Origin of the sequence: Paludibacterium purpuratum (assembly GCF_004363805.1) — a bacterium.
GTDB lineage: Bacteria > Pseudomonadota > Gammaproteobacteria > Burkholderiales > Chromobacteriaceae > Paludibacterium > Paludibacterium purpuratum.
The window spans coordinates 105,243-119,923 of record NZ_SNZP01000011.1 but is presented as its reverse complement, the minus strand read 5'-3'; the positions used below and the strand labels follow the sequence as shown (position 1 = coordinate 119,923).

Below are 14,681 nucleotides of genomic sequence, written 5' to 3'. Positions count from 1 at the left end.
TGTCGTCAGCCTTGAGCCAATACGGCGGCGATGCCCTCGACCAGTTGTGTCACCTCGTGCGCTTCGTGCGCGGCCGACAGAGAGATGCGCAATCGGGCGCTGCCCGTCGGTACCGTCGGCGGACGGATGGCCGGCACCCAGATCCCCGCTTGGCGCAGCCGGTTCGACATGCTCAGTGTAAGTTCATTGCTCCCTATGATAAGTGGCTGGATTGGCGTTCGGGAAGCGATAAATTTAATTCCATTGTCGTTACCCAATCCCTGTAGGCGGGCAATGTGCGCCTGGAGCTTGTCGCGGCGCCAGCTTTCGCGCTCGATGAGCCGCAGGCTGGCCAGTAACGCCGCCGCCAAAATCGGCGGATGCGCGGTGGAAAAAATATACGTGCGCGCGCGATTGACCAGCCAATCGACCAATGCCGTGGAGCCGGCGACGAAGGCACCGCTCACACCCGCCGCTTTGCCGAGTGTCGCCATATAGACGATGCGATCGCTGGCGGGCAAACCGACCAGACTGCCCCGGCCATCGCCCAGCACACCGAAGCCGTGGGCATCGTCCAGGTACAACCAGGCATCGTAGCGCTCGGCCAACGCAGCAAGTCCCGCCAGCGGCGCTTCGTCGCCGTCCATACTGTAGACGGCGTCGACGGCGATCAGCCGCGTTTTGGCACGGCTTTGCCGCAGCAGATCATCCAGGTGATTCAGGTCGTTGTGGCGGAAGCGTTGCAAGGTAGCGCGCGACAGCAGGCAAGCATCGTTGAGCGAGGCATGGTTCAGCCGGTCGGCGAACACCGCATCGCCGCGTCCGGTCAGACTGCCGATGACCGCCAGATTGGCGGCATAGCCCGAGCCGAACAACAGTGCCGCCGGACGCGAGACGAAAGTCGCCAGCGCGACCTCCGCCTCCTGATGCAAAGCGCTGTGTCCGGTAACCAGCGGCGAGGCGCCGCTGCCGACCCCCCAACTGTCGGCAGCCTGCCGCACAGCGTCGATCAGTTCGGGGTGATTGGCCAAACCAAGATAATCGTTGCTGGCAAAGGACAGGTAGGATTGCCCGTCGAGCACGACCCGGCTGCCCTGCGCACTGCCTAGCACCGCTCGGCGCCGGCGTTGAGCGCGGCAATCCAAGTCGGCCAGGGCAGCGGCAAGTTGGTCGGGTTGCATCTACGCTTCCTTATATATATACGTATGCGTTTGGCACCATACGTTTCAGGCGGATTCGGCGTTCGCCTCCAGCGGCAACAAATCCAATTTCTGCATCAATTGACGGTCGGCTTCGACATCCGGATTGCCGGTCGTCAGCAACTTGTCGCCATAGAAGATCGAATTTGCGCCGGCCAGGAAGCACAGCGCCTGCATCGCCTCCGGCATATTGCGCCGCCCGGCGGACAGACGGACGAAGCTGGCCGGCATGGTGATGCGCGCCACGGCAATAGTGCGCACGAACTCGGTCCAGTCGAGTTCGGCGGCATCTTCCAGCGGCGTGCCATGTACTTTGACCAGTTGGTTGACCGGCACGGACTCCGGCTGCGGGTCGAGGTTGGCCAGTTGCACGATCAGGCCGGCGCGGTCGTGCCGAGTCTCGTTTAGACCGACAATCCCCCCGCAGCAGACCGACAGACCTGCGGCCCGAACCTTGCCCAAGGTGTCGAGGCGGTCATTATATTCGCGCGTCTGGATGATGTCGGCGTATTTGTCCGGCGCGGTATCCAGGTTGTGGTTGTAGTAGTCGAGGCCGGCGTCCTTGAGCCGTTCCGCCTGGCCGTCTTTGAGTAGGCCGAAAGTGGCGCAGGTCTCGAGCCCGAGCGCCTTGACCTGGCGCACCATGTCCAAGGTCTTGGCCAGATCCGCATCCTTGGGACCACGCCAGGCGGCCCCCATGCAGAAGCGGCTCGCGCCATTGTCGCGGGCGGCGCGCGCAGCGGCCACCACCTCATCCACCGTCATCATCGGCTGATCTTCCACCGGCGTGTCGTGATGTGCCGACTGCGGGCAATAGCCGCAATCCTCTTCGCAACCGCCGGTCTTGATCGACAGCAGCGTCGAGAGCTGTACGCGGCTGGGATCGAAGAATTGGCGGTGGATCTCCGCCGCGCGGAACACCAGTTCCATCAGGGGCAGCGCGTACAAGGCTTCCACTTCCTCAACACACCAGTTGTTGCGTTGCGGATGGAGCCGGGCCGGGGATTGAAATTGAATCGTCGCTTTTTGCATGTAGCAGGGTTTCCTCTGGTCGGTGCCGCCGGCACTTCTATATAGGTGCATGACCGCACTAAGGTAGGGCATTGGATTGGGACGGGAGGAATCTTGGCGTGCAGTCATTCACGGTGTCAAATTTTTTGAGCGGTTTAATTGACATTAGCTCAATATTTAATCAACCATGCGCATTATGCGGCAACGGACAGGCGCAACAGGGATTTTGCGCGCCCTGCCATCGCGACCTGCCGCGGCTAGCGCCGCCGTTTTGTTCTCGCTGTGCGCTCCCGCTGCCCGAGGCGGGCGTTTGCGGCCGCTGTCTGCGTCATCCGCCGATATTCGATGCCTTACACGTTCCTTATGTCTATCGCTACCCCATAAGCAGCTTGATACACGCCTTCAAGTACGGTCGCAGGCTAGAATTGGCGGGCATTCTAGGCCATTTGCTCGCAAACGGCACCCCGCCGATCGACCAAAAATACGACATAGTCATAGCGGTTCCACTGTCAAAAGAAAGACTTGCCGAAAGAGGGTTCAATCAAAGCCTTGAGTTAGCGCGCTCAGTTGTTGGTATAATCCCTCACCGATTTTTACCCGGTTTGTGTTGGCGAAAATGCAACACCCACTCACAGGCCGGTCTGAGCCCTCGTCAACGGAGGCGGAATGTCCGCCATGCATTTTGCGTAGAAACCAGACTGGACGGGCTCTCGGTTGCCGTCGTCGATGACGTGGTGACCACCGGTTCGACCCTCGATTCTTTGGCGTCCGAACTGAAAAAATGGGGGGCAAAACGGGTCGATGCATGGGCTCTTTGCCGTACCCTCCGACCAAAAACTTGACCAACTTTTTGATTCTTTGGAACAATCCACCCTGCCAACGATGTTCACAGTAGTTCTATTCCAGCCGGAAATCCCGCCTAATACAGGCAATGTGATCCGTTTATGTGCCAATACCGGCTGTGAACTGCATCTGGTCAAACCGCTGGGCTTCCCGCTGGACGACGCTAAGTTGCGTCGGGCGGGCCTGGATTATCACGAGTACGCTCGACTTGTCGTACACGAGAACTGGGACAGTTGCCTGGCGAACCTAAAGGGGCGTCGAATATTCGCCGCCACCACCAAAGGCGCGATGCGCCATGACCAGATGGTTTACCGAGCCGGGGATGTATTCCTGTTCGGACCCGAATCTCGCGGTTTACCCGGTGACGTACTTGCCGGATTCCCGCACGAGAGGCGGATTCGTCTGCCGATGCAACCCGAGTCACGCAGCATGAACTTGTCGAATGCTGTGGCCGTTACCGTTTATGAGGCGTGGCGGCAAATTGATTTTCTCGGAGGCGTTTAACAGTTCACAACCGTTGGCCAAACAGCATAAGGGAGGTATATGAAGCCTGCACTCCGATGGCTGTGGCTTGTGTTAGTCAGTCTAGTGCTTGTGGCCTGCTCCACCGTCAAGACAGCAAGTGCCACCAGTCAATCGTCGGCCTCGCCGATGAAGAAGTCGATGGCCAGAAACGGGGCTTATTTCCAGAATGATGGTCCGGCAGACCACATTCCGGTCAACCTGGATCTGGTTCCCAACGCGGTTCCGCAAGACGAACCGCTGATTAAGGCAGCCAATCTGCCGTACTCGGCAATGGGCATGAGTTTCCGCCCCGACACCAGCAACACCCCCTATAAGGTACGGGGGACGGCGTCCTGGTATGGCAAGCAGTTCCACGGCCGGCGCACCACGTCGGGCGAACGTTACGACATGTTCGCCATGACCGCGGCGCATCCGACCTTGCCGATCCCGAGCTATATCCGGGTGACCAACCTGAAAAACGGCAAGGCGGTGGTGGTTCGCATCAACGACCGTGGTCCGTTCCACCGGGGGCGCATCCTCGACCTGTCGTATGCCGCAGCGCATAAGCTGGGCTTCGTGGGTCAGGGCAGCGCCAAGGTTCTGATCGAACGCGTATGGCCGACTGTCGAGACCGCATCCAACCCACCGGCCAAGCCGATCGATGCGTCGCTCAAGCAGGAAGATGGACCGAGGTATCTGCAGCTAGGGGCCTTCGACCAGCTCTCGAATGCCGAGGCGCTGTTGAAGAAGCTGGTCGACAAGCTCGATACCAGCTACGACCCGAAGCTTGGGATCGTGAACCAGAAGGGTACATACATGGTTCGCCTCGGGCCGTTCGACTCCGCGGCAGCAGTACGCAATGCGGCGGAATCTCTGAACGTGGAAAACATCGTGATGAATTAATCGCGAACAGCTGACTGACACAGCCACCAAGGCGAAGGACTCCGGTCCTTCGCCTTTATTTTTGTGTGTCGCCGCGGCTATAGCACCAAATAAAAACCCCGGCAGCAAGGCGCTGCCGGGGGAAAATGCCTTTAGGTATCAGCAAAAGGCCCCGCTCAGGGAGGGAAGCGGGAGGCGTTGACAAGCGCCATGACTTTTTAGTCCGGGTCCTGTTGGCAAAGTTCCTGGCCATCCGTACAGGCATCGAACCACCCCACCACGACCTGCTCCACTTCGTCGGTACCGGTTTTCTTCAGGCTGGAGAACATCTGCACCGAAACGCCCGGATAATCCGCCAGCGCCTGCTTCACGGCGGCGAGCGTCTTATGCTGGTCTTGGCGGCTCAACTTGTCGGCTTTGGACAACAGGATATGCACCGGTTTCCCGGTCATCCGGAAATACTCGAGCATGTTATGGTCGAGCTCCTTGAGCGGGTGGCGCGCGTCCATGATCATCAGTAGCCCGATCAGGCTCGACCGGGTCTGCAGATAACGTCCCAGCAATTCGACCCAATGGCGGCGTACCGCTTCCGGCACCTCGGCGTAACCGTAGCCCGGCAGATCGACCAAGTAGCGCTCATCGCCCAAATCGAAGAAATTGATATGCTGCGTGCGGCCCGGCGTCTTGGAAACGAAGGCCAGTCGCGTGCGGTTGGCCAATGTGTTGATCGCGCTCGATTTGCCAGAATTCGAACGCCCGACGAAGGCCACTTCGGCACGCGTGGCCGGCAGGTCCTTCATGTGATTGACTGTAGTGAAAAAGCGCGCGTTCTGAAAAATCGTCATAGTAGTAGGGTCAATGCATTTGGTATAGAATAACAGATTCAAATTGCCGCGATTATAGGTTAATTAAACCAATACACGACGAGGAGCGACCATGAGACAAAAGGTGCTGTTGGCACTGGCCGCAGCCACACTGGCTGGCGGCGTATCGGCCCAAACCCAGGGAGACCCTGCAAAAGGGCAGGTGATCGTCCAACAGGTTTGCGCCGCCTGCCACGGGATCGACGGCAACAGCGTAGCGTCGACCAACCCGACGTTGGCAGGCCAGCACCCGGCTTATATCGTCAGCCAACTCAAGGCCTTCAAGAGCAGTCAGCGCAAGAATCCGATCATGCTCGGCATGGCAAGCGCCCTGTCCGATCAGGACATGCAAAACGTCGCCGCTTATTTCAGCCAGCAAAAGCCGAAAGAGCAACAAGCCGCCGACAAAACGCTGCTGAAGGCGGGCGAGACACTATACCGCGCCGGCAACCCCGTCACTCACGTTCCGGCCTGTATGGCATGCCACGGCCCGACTGGTGCCGGTATGCCCGATCAGTTCCCGCGCCTCGGCAGCCAACAATCGGCCTACATGCTCAAGCAGCTGAACGATTTCAAGGCGAACACCGACCGCAAGAATCCGGTCATGAACGACATCGCCAGCCGACTGTCGGACGCCGAAATGAAGGCCGTCGCGGAATATATTTCCGGATTGCGCTGATTTCTCGCCTTGCGCGCAATTCGAGTCCGCTATGATACGCGTATTTTAGCGTGACTCGATAACAGTATCTGGCAGCGCCCGCTGGGCGATGCCAGTTGCGCCCGGCGCCGCTTTGGCGCGCGCCTCCAGACAGCATTTTATGAAGACACACCGCCGATCCCCCGCCACACTGCGTGCGCTGCATGAGCTATTGAGCTCCATGCGATTTGCCATCGGGCTCTTGACCATCCTCGCCATCGCCTCGGTCATCGGCACCGTGCTCAAGCAAAACGAGCCTTACCCGAACTACGCATTCGAATTCGGCCAGTACTGGTTCCAGGTGTTCGCCAGCCTCGGCCTGTACGACGTCTACCATGCCGGTTGGTTTATCGCCATCCTGGCCTTTCTGATGCTGTCGACCACGCTGTGCATTATCCGCAATGCACCGGGCTTCCTGCGCGACATGCGCTCTTTCCGTAGCCGGGCGGGCGAACGCTCGCTGGCGGCGATGAAGCATACGGTGTCGATCGAGGGACAGGCCGACCTCGGTGCATTGAGCGGCTACCTGAAGCGCCAAGGCTTTCGTTTCAAGACCATTGCACGGGATGACGGTACGACGCTGATTGCCGCCAAGAAGGGTAGCGCGAGCCGGCTGGGTTATTTCTTCGCCCACGGCGCCATGCTCGTCATCTGCATTGGCGGTCTGATCGACGGCAATCTACCGTTGAAGGTCGGCGAATTGCTGGGCAGCGTGGCGGCGGAAACCCGCGATCTGCCGCAATCGCAGATTCCCGCCATAAGCCGCCTGACGGCAGGCAACCTGTCGTTCCGCGGCGATGTGACGATTGCCGAAAACAAAAGCGCGGACGTGGTATTCATCAATAGCGGGCCGGGCTACCTGGTGCAGGATCTGCCGTTCATCGTCACGCTCAGGCGCTTCAACGTCGATTATTACAGCAACGGCATGCCCAAGTTATTCGCCAGCGACATCGAAGTGACCGATAAGGCCAGCGGCAAAGTCACCCGTGCCCGGGTCGAGGTCAACCATCCGCTCGTCGTCGACGGCGTCGCCATCTACCAAGCCAGTTTCGGCGACGGCGGCTCGCCGTTGAAACTCAAGGCCTGGAACCTCGACAGCCCGCAGATGCCGCCGGTGGTCATCGATGGCCTGTCCAAGGCCAGCCAACCGCTGCGCGTCAACGGTCGCGATTACCGGCTCGAATTCAACGATCTGCGCGTGTTCAACATCGAAGACATGGGCAATGGCGGCAAAACCGACGCGAGCCTCGGCCAACGCATGAAAGATGCGCGCGAAGTCACGCGTCCGCACCAATTGAAGAACGTCGGCCCGTCCATCGACTTCAAGATCCGCGACAGTGCCGGCCAGGCACGCGAATACCTGACCTATATGGCGCCGATCCAGCAAGACGGCGCCAGCTATCTGATCAGTGCCGTGCGCCGCGAAGTCTCGCAACCCTTCGACTACCTGCGCATCCCGCTCGACGATCAGATGTCGATCGACACCTTCATGCGCCTGCGCGCCGCGCTGAACAACCCGGCACTGTATGGCGAGATCGCGGCGCTAAGCGGTGCCAAGGCCATGCAGGGCAACGCCATCAGCCCGGCCATGCGCCAGGAGTTCGAAGCCAGCGTGAAGTGGATCCTGGCGCGCTTCGCCGAGGGCGGTTTCGAAGGTCTGCAGACCTTCCTCGAACAGCACGTGCCGGCCGACAAGCGCGCCGAAGTCGCCCAGACCTATATCAAGATCCTGCAAGGCGCGGTGATCGACGTCATGACGGTGGCCAACCGCCACGCAGGCCTCGCGCCGATGGCACAGGATGCCGCCCACTACCGCTTCCTGCTCGACAGTCTGGTGGCGGTGGGAGCGCTCAAGAGCTATGGCGCCCCGGTCTTCCTACAGCTCGACAGCTTCCAGCAAATCCAGGCCTCCGGCCTGCAGATGACCCGCTCGCCCGGCAAGACCTTGGTCTACCTGGGCTCCCTGCTGCTGGTCGTCGGTATTCTGTTGATGTTCTACATTCAGGAGAGACGGCTGTGGTTGCTCGTCAAACCGGGCAGCCTGCGCCTGGCGATGAGCGCCAACCGCCATAACCCGGATCTCGATCGTGATTTCGCGCGTCATCAGGACGCGATTAAACAGCTAGCACGAGGTGAAGATGGACATCGCCCAACCGCATGAATTCCGCCGCCCGCATTTGAGCCTGAGCGGCTGGCTCTACACCCTGTTCATCATTGCGGCCGCGGCCATCGCGCTCGGCCGGTTCAGCCAGTATATGGATGTCTACGAACACGGCATCCTGGTGGGCGCCGCCATCGGCCTAACCGCCTTCGGCTGGTTCTGGCCGGCCTGGCGCCGCTTCTTTCCGCTGGTGGGGGCCATTGCGCTCGTCGCCATCAATCTGTACCACGGCGACCTCGCCCGCGGCCAAACGGCGTTCTGGCTCAAATACCTGCTATCCAGCCAGTCGTCGATCATGTGGATGTGCGTCTTGTTCTTCCTGGCGACCGGCTGTTATTGGTACGGGCTGTTGGCCCGCTCGGCCACGGGCGTCGCCCTGGGCAGCTGGTTGACCTGGTCGGCGGCGGCCATGGGCTTCGCCGGCCTGTTCATCCGCTGGTACGAGAGCTACCTGATCGGGCGCGACATCGGCCACATCCCGGTCTCCAACCTCTATGAAGTCTTCATCCTGTTCTGCCTGATCACGGCACTGATGTACCTGTACTACGAAGCCGGCTACCAGGTGCGACAATTGGGCGCCTTCGTGCTGCTGGTGATCAGCGCCGCCGTCGGCTTCATTATCTGGTACACCTTCGACCGCCAAGCCCACGAGATCCAGCCGTTGATCCCGGCGTTGCAGTCGTGGTGGATGAAGATTCACGTACCGGCCAATTTCATTGGCTACGGCGCATTCTCGATGGCCGCCATGCTCGGCGTGGCCGAACTGGTGGCGATGAAAGGCTGGCTGGCCGGCCGGCTGCCGAAGCCCGAGGTGCTGGACGAAATCATGTACCGGGCGATCACCGTCGGTTTCTTGTTCTTCACCATCGCCACCATTCTCGGCGCCATGTGGGCCGCCGACGCCTGGGGCGGCTACTGGTCATGGGATCCGAAGGAAACCTGGGCGCTGATCGTCTGGCTCAACTACGCCGCCTGGCTACACGTTCGCCTGGTCAAAGGCTGGCGCGGCAAGCCGCTGGCCTGGTGGGCGGTGATCGGCATCTTCGTCACCAGCTTCGCCTTCCTCGGCGTCAATATGTTCCTGTCCGGTCTGCACTCCTACGGTGGACTGTAGCCCGCCAAACGGCCGCCCCTGGTTCTTGTATGTCATCGCCTGCCGGGGCGGCAGCTTATACACCGGGATCAGCACCGACGTGGCGCGCCGCTTTGCCGTGCACCAAGCAGGCAAGGGCGCGCGCTACACCAAGAGCCACCCGCCGGAAAAACTCCTGCTCACCGTCGAGTTTCCCAATCGCTCGCACGCGTTGCAGGCCGAGTATGCGTTCAAGCAGCTGAGCGCAGCGGAAAAAAGAGCTTTCTGTATGCGACATGAAAATGTCAGTGACTAGGCCACTGGTTTCCGCTATGCAACAATAAACTATCCACCACTACCCCTGGTTCTGCATCATGGCTCTCCATTATCACGTCATTCCGGTCACGCCGTTCGCGCAGAACTGCTCGATCCTGTGGTGCGACGAAACGCAACGCGCCGCCGTCGTCGATGCCGGCGGCGACCTGAAGCGTATCCTGGACTTTGTTCAGACAAACGGATTGAAAATCGAAAAGCTGCTGCTGACGCACGGCCATATCGACCATGCCGGCGGCGCCGCCGAATTGGCGGACCAGCTGGGCGTCGAGATCGAAGGCCCGCAGGCGGAAGACGCCTTCTGGCTCGATCAACTGCCGCAACAAAGCCAGGCCTTCGGCTTTCCGGCGAGCACGGCACTCACGCCGCAGCGTTGGCTCAACGATGGCGACACCGTTAGCGTCGGCAAGCAGACCCTGCGCGTCATCCACTGCCCAGGCCATACCCCGGGCCACGTGGTGTTCTATAGCAGCGACGCCGGTTTGCTGGTCGCCGGCGACGTGCTGTTCCAGGGATCCATCGGCCGCACCGACTTCCCGCGCGGCAACCATCGCGACCTGCTCGACGCCATCCACAGCAAGCTGTTCATTCTGCCGGACGATACCACGGTGATTACCGGCCACGGCCCGTTCACCACCTTGGGCGACGAAAAGCGCAGCAACCCGTTCGTGATGAACGCCGGCTACCGCTAAGCGCTTCGAGGAGCGGTTTCAACCGCGATTGCGTGAGGCCGCTCCTACGATCTACCGCGACGGCAACGCCGTGCGATCCTCGTGCTGCTTTTGATGCGTCACGCCCAATGGCACTTTGCCCGCCATGACATCGCCGACCACTTGGCTCGGCAGCGTCGATAGCGTGCCACCGAAGTTGGCGCCATAGCGCTCCGAATCGAACTGCCCCGGCACCGGTTGCGCGACCACCGCCCCACCCGTTGCCACTGGGCCTTGCCCGCTGTGCAGTTGCCCACCCGTTAGCACCGTCTGACCACCGACCTGCGCGGCCAGCAGCTCGTGGCCATACAAGCCGCTGGCTTGACCCACCGCATCGAGCCGGCTCTGTTCGTACTGTGCGTTGACCCGCACGGCGTCCGCGCCGCTGATGAGCTGCCCCAGGTTCGGCGTCGTGAGGTTCGCCTCAAACGTGCCTTGGCGCAAGCGGTTATCGTCTTTGAGACTCTCGACGCGCATGTCGCCCCCCACTTGCGCCGCAACCGTTTCGCCGCTCACACGCGCACCGTGCAAGTGCAGCTCGCCCCGGCTTTCCAGAGAGACCTGTCGTGCATCGATCGTGCTCGGCAGGCCGCCATGGCGCGACTCGGCTCGCATCTGGCCCTTCAGCTCGGCCTGCCCCCCGGGGAGCTGCACACCGACAGATCCCTCGCCTTGGATCGTGCCGCTGATGCGCCAGCTTTCCTGCCGAGACGAAGTCTCCGCGGCCGCCAGGTCGATCGCTCCTCCGGAGGTAAGCGACACCGTCGCCGGGCGCTCTCGACCTTCGGCGGCGCCGATCTGCACCCCCGTCAGCGCCATGCCGTCGCCGGCTCGCAGTGCCACGCCGGCATCGGCGGACCAGTGCGCCGGCAGCGCTTCCTGGCGATTTTCCTGCTGCCGGGCCACGTCCACGCCGAGCTTGCCTTGACCGCCCATGCCCTGCGTACCAAGCGTCGGGTTCTGGGCAAGCTCTCCCGCAGCTTGGGGCAGGGTACGCACGCTGAGCACCAGAGAGCCGCCTTGACGCCCCTCGACCACAGACGCCGTCTGCTGGATCGCGTCGCCTCGCAGCACGCCACCGGCAGCCACCGCCAGTTGTCCCCGACCGCCGTCGAGCAGCGTGCCGCGGTAACTGGCGTCCCCCGCCACCGCGATATTCACCCCGCCGGCCCCATGGATCGCCCCGCTCTCTGCCTGCGCATCACGTTGCTGCCGCCATTGCATGCTGCCGTTGCCCGCGCCCTTGAGCTGCAGGTCGTGACCGGTGAGCGTGGTCGCTTCCACCATGGCACCGCCGCTGCCGCCGTCGCTGGCGTGCACGGCCTGGATCGCGGCGGCATCGAAGCGGTGCTCGCCGGCGGCAATCTCCACCTTGCCGCGAGAGGCGCGATACTGCGTTGCCTCGTCATGCAAGACGCCCGTGCTCTTCACATTCACTTCCGCCGCCTCGAAACGGCTGCCGGCCGCCGACTGGCTCGACGCCGACTCCTTCTGGCGCCGGCCGGCTATGTCGACCACCCCGCCGGCGCTGGGGGAGGCGACCTGCGTCACCACATCGCGCACGCCGGTCCAGTCGCCCTGCGCCGCCTTGTCCAGGCCGTCTTGCACCTTGTCCTTGATCTTGGCGGCTTCCCGCGCCGCTTCAAGCCACTGTCCGTTGCGCACCTTGTCGAGCACGGCCTCGACCGGTTTGAGCAGGCCGTTCAATTCCGCCACGCCCGCCACCTCACCGCTACCGCCGCCGCTCTGGCGCGACGTCACGCTCGACCCGAAGGCGGCGCGGTTATCGATCGTGTCGGCCTGTGCCGATAGCCGGCCGCCAGCGCCCAGTTGCGCGCCTTCGGTCTTCAACGTCCCTGCCGGGGCGTGCAAAACCAGATCGCCGCCGGCGCTCACCTGGCTTACCTTGGGCATGCGCACATCGGCGGCGGTGCGCTCGCTCGATTGGTCGTATGCGTCGCCGGCCCGTAGCTGATCGATGCTGGCCGCCACGAAAATGCCGCCGCCGGTACGGCTGGTCTGCTGCGCATCCTGCCGAGTTTCATAGGCGGCATCGAATGCCAGGTTGCTGCCATTCAATACGGCATCGCCTTGCCGAGCCGTCACCTCGCTGCCTTGCACCGACACGTCGCCGCCGGCATCCACCTGCACGCTGCCACCGGCCAATATCGCGCCGGTTTGCGTGGTGTGCGCCTGCGTGGTGCCCTCGGCGGTCTGCGCTAGGCCAGCACCGGCGCGATAGGCACCGGGGCGGCGGGCATCGGCAGCGGCCGTTGCTTCCCACGCCAGCCGGCTCTCATTGTGCTGTCGCCGCTGCTCGGTCGTGGCCGCGCCGACGCGAATGTCCCCGCTCGCCGACACCGTCAACGCACCGCCGGCCTCGACCTGGCTGCCATCGACCGCGACATCGGCGCCGCTGGCCAGCGTCAGGTTGGTATCGGACGTCAGTTGCGCACTATGCGCCACCTGCTGTGTCTCGCTGCCGTATCGGCGCTGTGTCTGGATATCGAACACGCCCCCGCGCCGCTCATCGATCTGCGATTGCGTCAGGTCGGTGGCATGCGCCACTTGAACGCTGCCTCGACGCGTGACGGCATACGCGCCGTGCTCGCCCTTCACCGTACTGCCGACAATCTGGATGTCCTGCCCAGCCTCCACACGTAATGCCCCTTGCGCCCTCACCTCGGAGGGCACGTTGAGCGCCTGCTGATCGCGGTCGTTGGCACGATTGCTGCCGCCGATGCCGCCCCAGTGGGAGGTTGCCGCAACATCGAGCGACGACTGGTTCACCACCTGCGTGCCGATATCGACGCGGTCCTCGCTATTGAGTACGAAGTCGCCGCCAGCCTGCAGTTTGCTCGACCGCAGCGCAATCGCGCCGGCGGCGCGCAACAGCAGATTGCCGCCGGCGTCCACCTCGCTCTGCCTGAGCTGTTGCCTTTCGCTGACGTTATTCCAATTGCCGCTCGATAGCGTTGCCCCCTCCAGATAGCGGTCGCCTCGATCCACCGACACGGTCTTTTCCGCGAGCCCGGATAGGACGATCTCTTTGCCTGCCGTCGCGCGCACCTCGTTCTTCGCGCTCAGCACCGCGCCTTGCGCTTCGATACGCCCTTGCGCGTTCAGTTCGAGATTGCGCTCGGCGGCCAAGACCACCCCTTGCTGGTCATAATGGCCGTTCTCGGTGTATTGATTGCGCCGCCACGAATTCAGCCACGCCACATGCTCGGTGCTGTAGCCATCGTGCGTTTCGATGCCGGTCAGCGCGATATCGCCGGCGTCCAACCGGATATCGCCACCGCGTACCTCGGCGGCTTTCAAATGCAGCCCTTCCTGGGCGCGCAGACTAACCTGGTCGCCTTCCAGCAGCGTGCGATCGACATAAGTCGTTCTCGTACGCTCGACCGCATCGGTTTCCCCGGTCTTCCAGATAAACCAGCTCTCGTCGTGCTGGCGTTGCGTCTGATCGTCGAAATACACCAGCGGTGTGGCGTCGATCGTTTTGGCGGCGAGCGCCAGCTGTTCGCCTTGCAGGTGAACGTTGGCCAGACCGAGCGGGCCTTGCGTATCCACCTCGATCCGGCCATCGCTGCGGATCGCGCCCACCAGGTTCACCCCCGCGCCGTCGTCGGTGCTGACAATGCTGATCCGCCCGGCTTGCATGCCGCCGAGAAAAGCACTGTCCAACCGTTCCGCTTGCGGTTCGCGTCGCACCGTCAACTCGCCCGTGTCGTCGTTGAGCAGTGCCTGGCCGATCACGGCGCGGATGCCGCTAGTAGCCACCAGCGCCCCCTGCGCATCGATACGCGGGGCAATCAGATCGAGCGCCGAATTCGCCGAGATCCCTCCCGCGCCAACCGTCAAGCGTGACGCGGCGGCCGCACTCGACAGCGCCTGCAGTCGACCGTCCTGCAGTTGCGGCGTGCCGACCAGCAAGGTGGCATGGCGGCTGTTGATGAAGCCGCAACCGTTGCAGGTAATGCCGTTCGGATTGGCCAACACCAAGTTCGCCGCCTGGCCGAAGACTTCCATTTGCCCAAGCAGCAGCGAGGGATTGCGGCTGATGACTTCATTGAGAATCACCGTCGCCGCGCGGCCGCCCAACTTGGGGTTCGCCGCCAACGGGCCCGCCAGTTGCGATTGGCCGGATTGCACCGCGTTGTTGTACACCGCGCCGGCGGGGCCGACATCGTGCGCGTTATAGCGGTTATGCGACAGCCCGTGTGGATTGGCGCCGACGATCTGCACCACCTCCGCGCCGCCGCCCGCCTCGCGTACCTCGACGTTCGAACCGGGGGCCGGCACGATGCCTCCTGCCCACAGATGCGGTGAATAAATTAAAGACAGCGCCAGTGCCGCGGACACATGGCCGTGGCACGACAATCGGAATCGATTTTTCATTTTGTGATCTCTTTGTTGAGTGAGGT

The 14,681-nt window shown here is 62.3% G+C and carries 12 protein-coding genes; 8 read left to right on the top strand and 4 right to left on the bottom strand.

What is annotated here, in order from left to right:
* Window positions 1-5: 5 nt before the first annotated feature.
* Together bioF and bioB are read right to left on the bottom strand one after the other, a co-directional pair.
* Window positions 6-1,160 (bottom strand): 8-amino-7-oxononanoate synthase, encoded by a 1,155-nt coding sequence (gene bioF, locus DFP86_RS14000; protein ID WP_133682273.1) that lies wholly within the window; start codon window positions 1,158-1,160, stop codon window positions 6-8.
* Window positions 1,161-1,205: 45 nt separating this feature from the next.
* Window positions 1,206-2,210 carry a biotin synthase BioB gene (gene bioB, locus DFP86_RS13995; protein ID WP_133682271.1) on the bottom strand — a complete coding sequence of 335 codons (1,005 nt, stop codon included), beginning with the start codon at window positions 2,208-2,210 and terminating at the stop codon, window positions 1,206-1,208.
* 98 nt (window positions 2,211-2,308) lie between these two features.
* Here bioB and DFP86_RS19625 point away from each other — a divergent pair, with 98 nt between their 5' ends.
* The 3 genes from DFP86_RS19625 to DFP86_RS13980 are packed head-to-tail and all read left to right on the top strand — an operon-like array spanning window position 2,309 to window position 4,439.
* Window positions 2,309-3,031, top strand: coding sequence for a ComF family protein (locus tag DFP86_RS19625; protein WP_341802665.1), 723 nt, complete (start codon window positions 2,309-2,311; stop codon window positions 3,029-3,031).
* Window positions 3,032-3,071: 40 nt separating this feature from the next.
* Window positions 3,072-3,536: a tRNA (uridine(34)/cytosine(34)/5-carboxymethylaminomethyluridine(34)-2'-O)-methyltransferase TrmL gene (gene trmL, locus DFP86_RS13985; RefSeq protein ID WP_133682365.1), complete on the top strand. Its 465-nt coding sequence runs from the start codon at window positions 3,072-3,074 to the stop codon at window positions 3,534-3,536.
* 39 nt (window positions 3,537-3,575) lie between these two features.
* The gene (locus DFP86_RS13980) at window positions 3,576-4,439 is read left to right on the top strand and encodes a septal ring lytic transglycosylase RlpA family protein (RefSeq protein WP_133682269.1); all 864 of its coding nucleotides are present in this window, start codon (window positions 3,576-3,578) and stop codon (window positions 4,437-4,439) included.
* Between the two features lie 197 nt (window positions 4,440-4,636).
* On the opposite strand, the gene yihA is transcribed toward DFP86_RS13980, so the two are convergent.
* Entirely contained in the window at window positions 4,637-5,263 is a 627-nt protein-coding gene (gene yihA / locus DFP86_RS13975; RefSeq protein WP_133682267.1) for a ribosome biogenesis GTP-binding protein YihA/YsxC, read from the bottom strand.
* 91 nt (window positions 5,264-5,354) lie between these two features.
* Here yihA and DFP86_RS13970 point away from each other — a divergent pair, with 91 nt between their 5' ends.
* From DFP86_RS13970 to DFP86_RS13950, 5 genes are all read left to right on the top strand, one after another.
* The gene (locus DFP86_RS13970; protein ID WP_133682265.1) at window positions 5,355-5,960 is read left to right on the top strand and encodes a c-type cytochrome; all 606 of its coding nucleotides are present in this window, start codon (window positions 5,355-5,357) and stop codon (window positions 5,958-5,960) included.
* Between the two features lie 199 nt (window positions 5,961-6,159).
* Complete coding sequence (locus DFP86_RS13965) at window positions 6,160-8,139, top strand: cytochrome c biogenesis protein ResB (RefSeq protein ID WP_243729403.1); 1,980 nt, start codon at window positions 6,160-6,162, stop codon at window positions 8,137-8,139.
* A complete protein-coding gene (gene ccsB / locus DFP86_RS13960; protein ID WP_133682261.1) occupies window positions 8,117-9,253 on the top strand; it encodes a c-type cytochrome biogenesis protein CcsB in 1,137 nt (378 codons plus the stop codon). The genes DFP86_RS13965 and ccsB overlap by 23 nt, the downstream gene beginning before the upstream one ends.
* A gap of 25 nt (window positions 9,254-9,278) precedes the next feature.
* Window positions 9,279-9,527, top strand: a complete 249-nt coding sequence (locus tag DFP86_RS13955) for a GIY-YIG nuclease family protein (protein ID WP_243729402.1) — start codon at window positions 9,279-9,281, stop codon at window positions 9,525-9,527.
* Between the two features lie 58 nt (window positions 9,528-9,585).
* Entirely contained in the window at window positions 9,586-10,236 is a 651-nt protein-coding gene (locus tag DFP86_RS13950) for an MBL fold metallo-hydrolase (RefSeq protein ID WP_133682257.1), read from the top strand.
* Between the two features lie 51 nt (window positions 10,237-10,287).
* Here DFP86_RS13950 and DFP86_RS13945 read toward each other — a convergent pair whose 3' ends face one another.
* Complete coding sequence (locus DFP86_RS13945; protein WP_133682255.1) at window positions 10,288-14,655, bottom strand: hemagglutinin repeat-containing protein; 4,368 nt, start codon at window positions 14,653-14,655, stop codon at window positions 10,288-10,290.
* Window positions 14,656-14,681: the final 26 nt, after the last annotated feature.

Bases quoted from the DNA above. Each gene is read 5' to 3' on its own strand.
- DFP86_RS13965 (WP_243729403.1), top strand. From the start codon at position 6,160: ATGCGATTTGCCATCGGGCTCTTGACCATCCTCGCCATCGCCTCGGTC.
- bioB (WP_133682271.1), bottom strand. From the start codon at position 2,210: ATGCAAAAAGCGACGATTCAATTTCAATCCCCGGCCCGGCTCCATCCG.
- bioF (WP_133682273.1), bottom strand. From the start codon at position 1,160: ATGCAACCCGACCAACTTGCCGCTGCCCTGGCCGACTTGGATTGCCGC.
- DFP86_RS13980 (WP_133682269.1), top strand. From the start codon at position 3,576: ATGAAGCCTGCACTCCGATGGCTGTGGCTTGTGTTAGTCAGTCTAGTG.
- trmL (WP_133682365.1), top strand. From the start codon at position 3,072: ATGTTCACAGTAGTTCTATTCCAGCCGGAAATCCCGCCTAATACAGGC.
- DFP86_RS13970 (WP_133682265.1), top strand. From the start codon at position 5,355: ATGAGACAAAAGGTGCTGTTGGCACTGGCCGCAGCCACACTGGCTGGC.
- ccsB (WP_133682261.1), top strand. From the start codon at position 8,117: ATGGACATCGCCCAACCGCATGAATTCCGCCGCCCGCATTTGAGCCTG.
- yihA (WP_133682267.1), bottom strand. From the start codon at position 5,263: ATGACGATTTTTCAGAACGCGCGCTTTTTCACTACAGTCAATCACATG.
- DFP86_RS13950 (WP_133682257.1), top strand. From the start codon at position 9,586: ATGGCTCTCCATTATCACGTCATTCCGGTCACGCCGTTCGCGCAGAAC.
- DFP86_RS13945 (WP_133682255.1), bottom strand. From the start codon at position 14,655: ATGAAAAATCGATTCCGATTGTCGTGCCACGGCCATGTGTCCGCGGCA.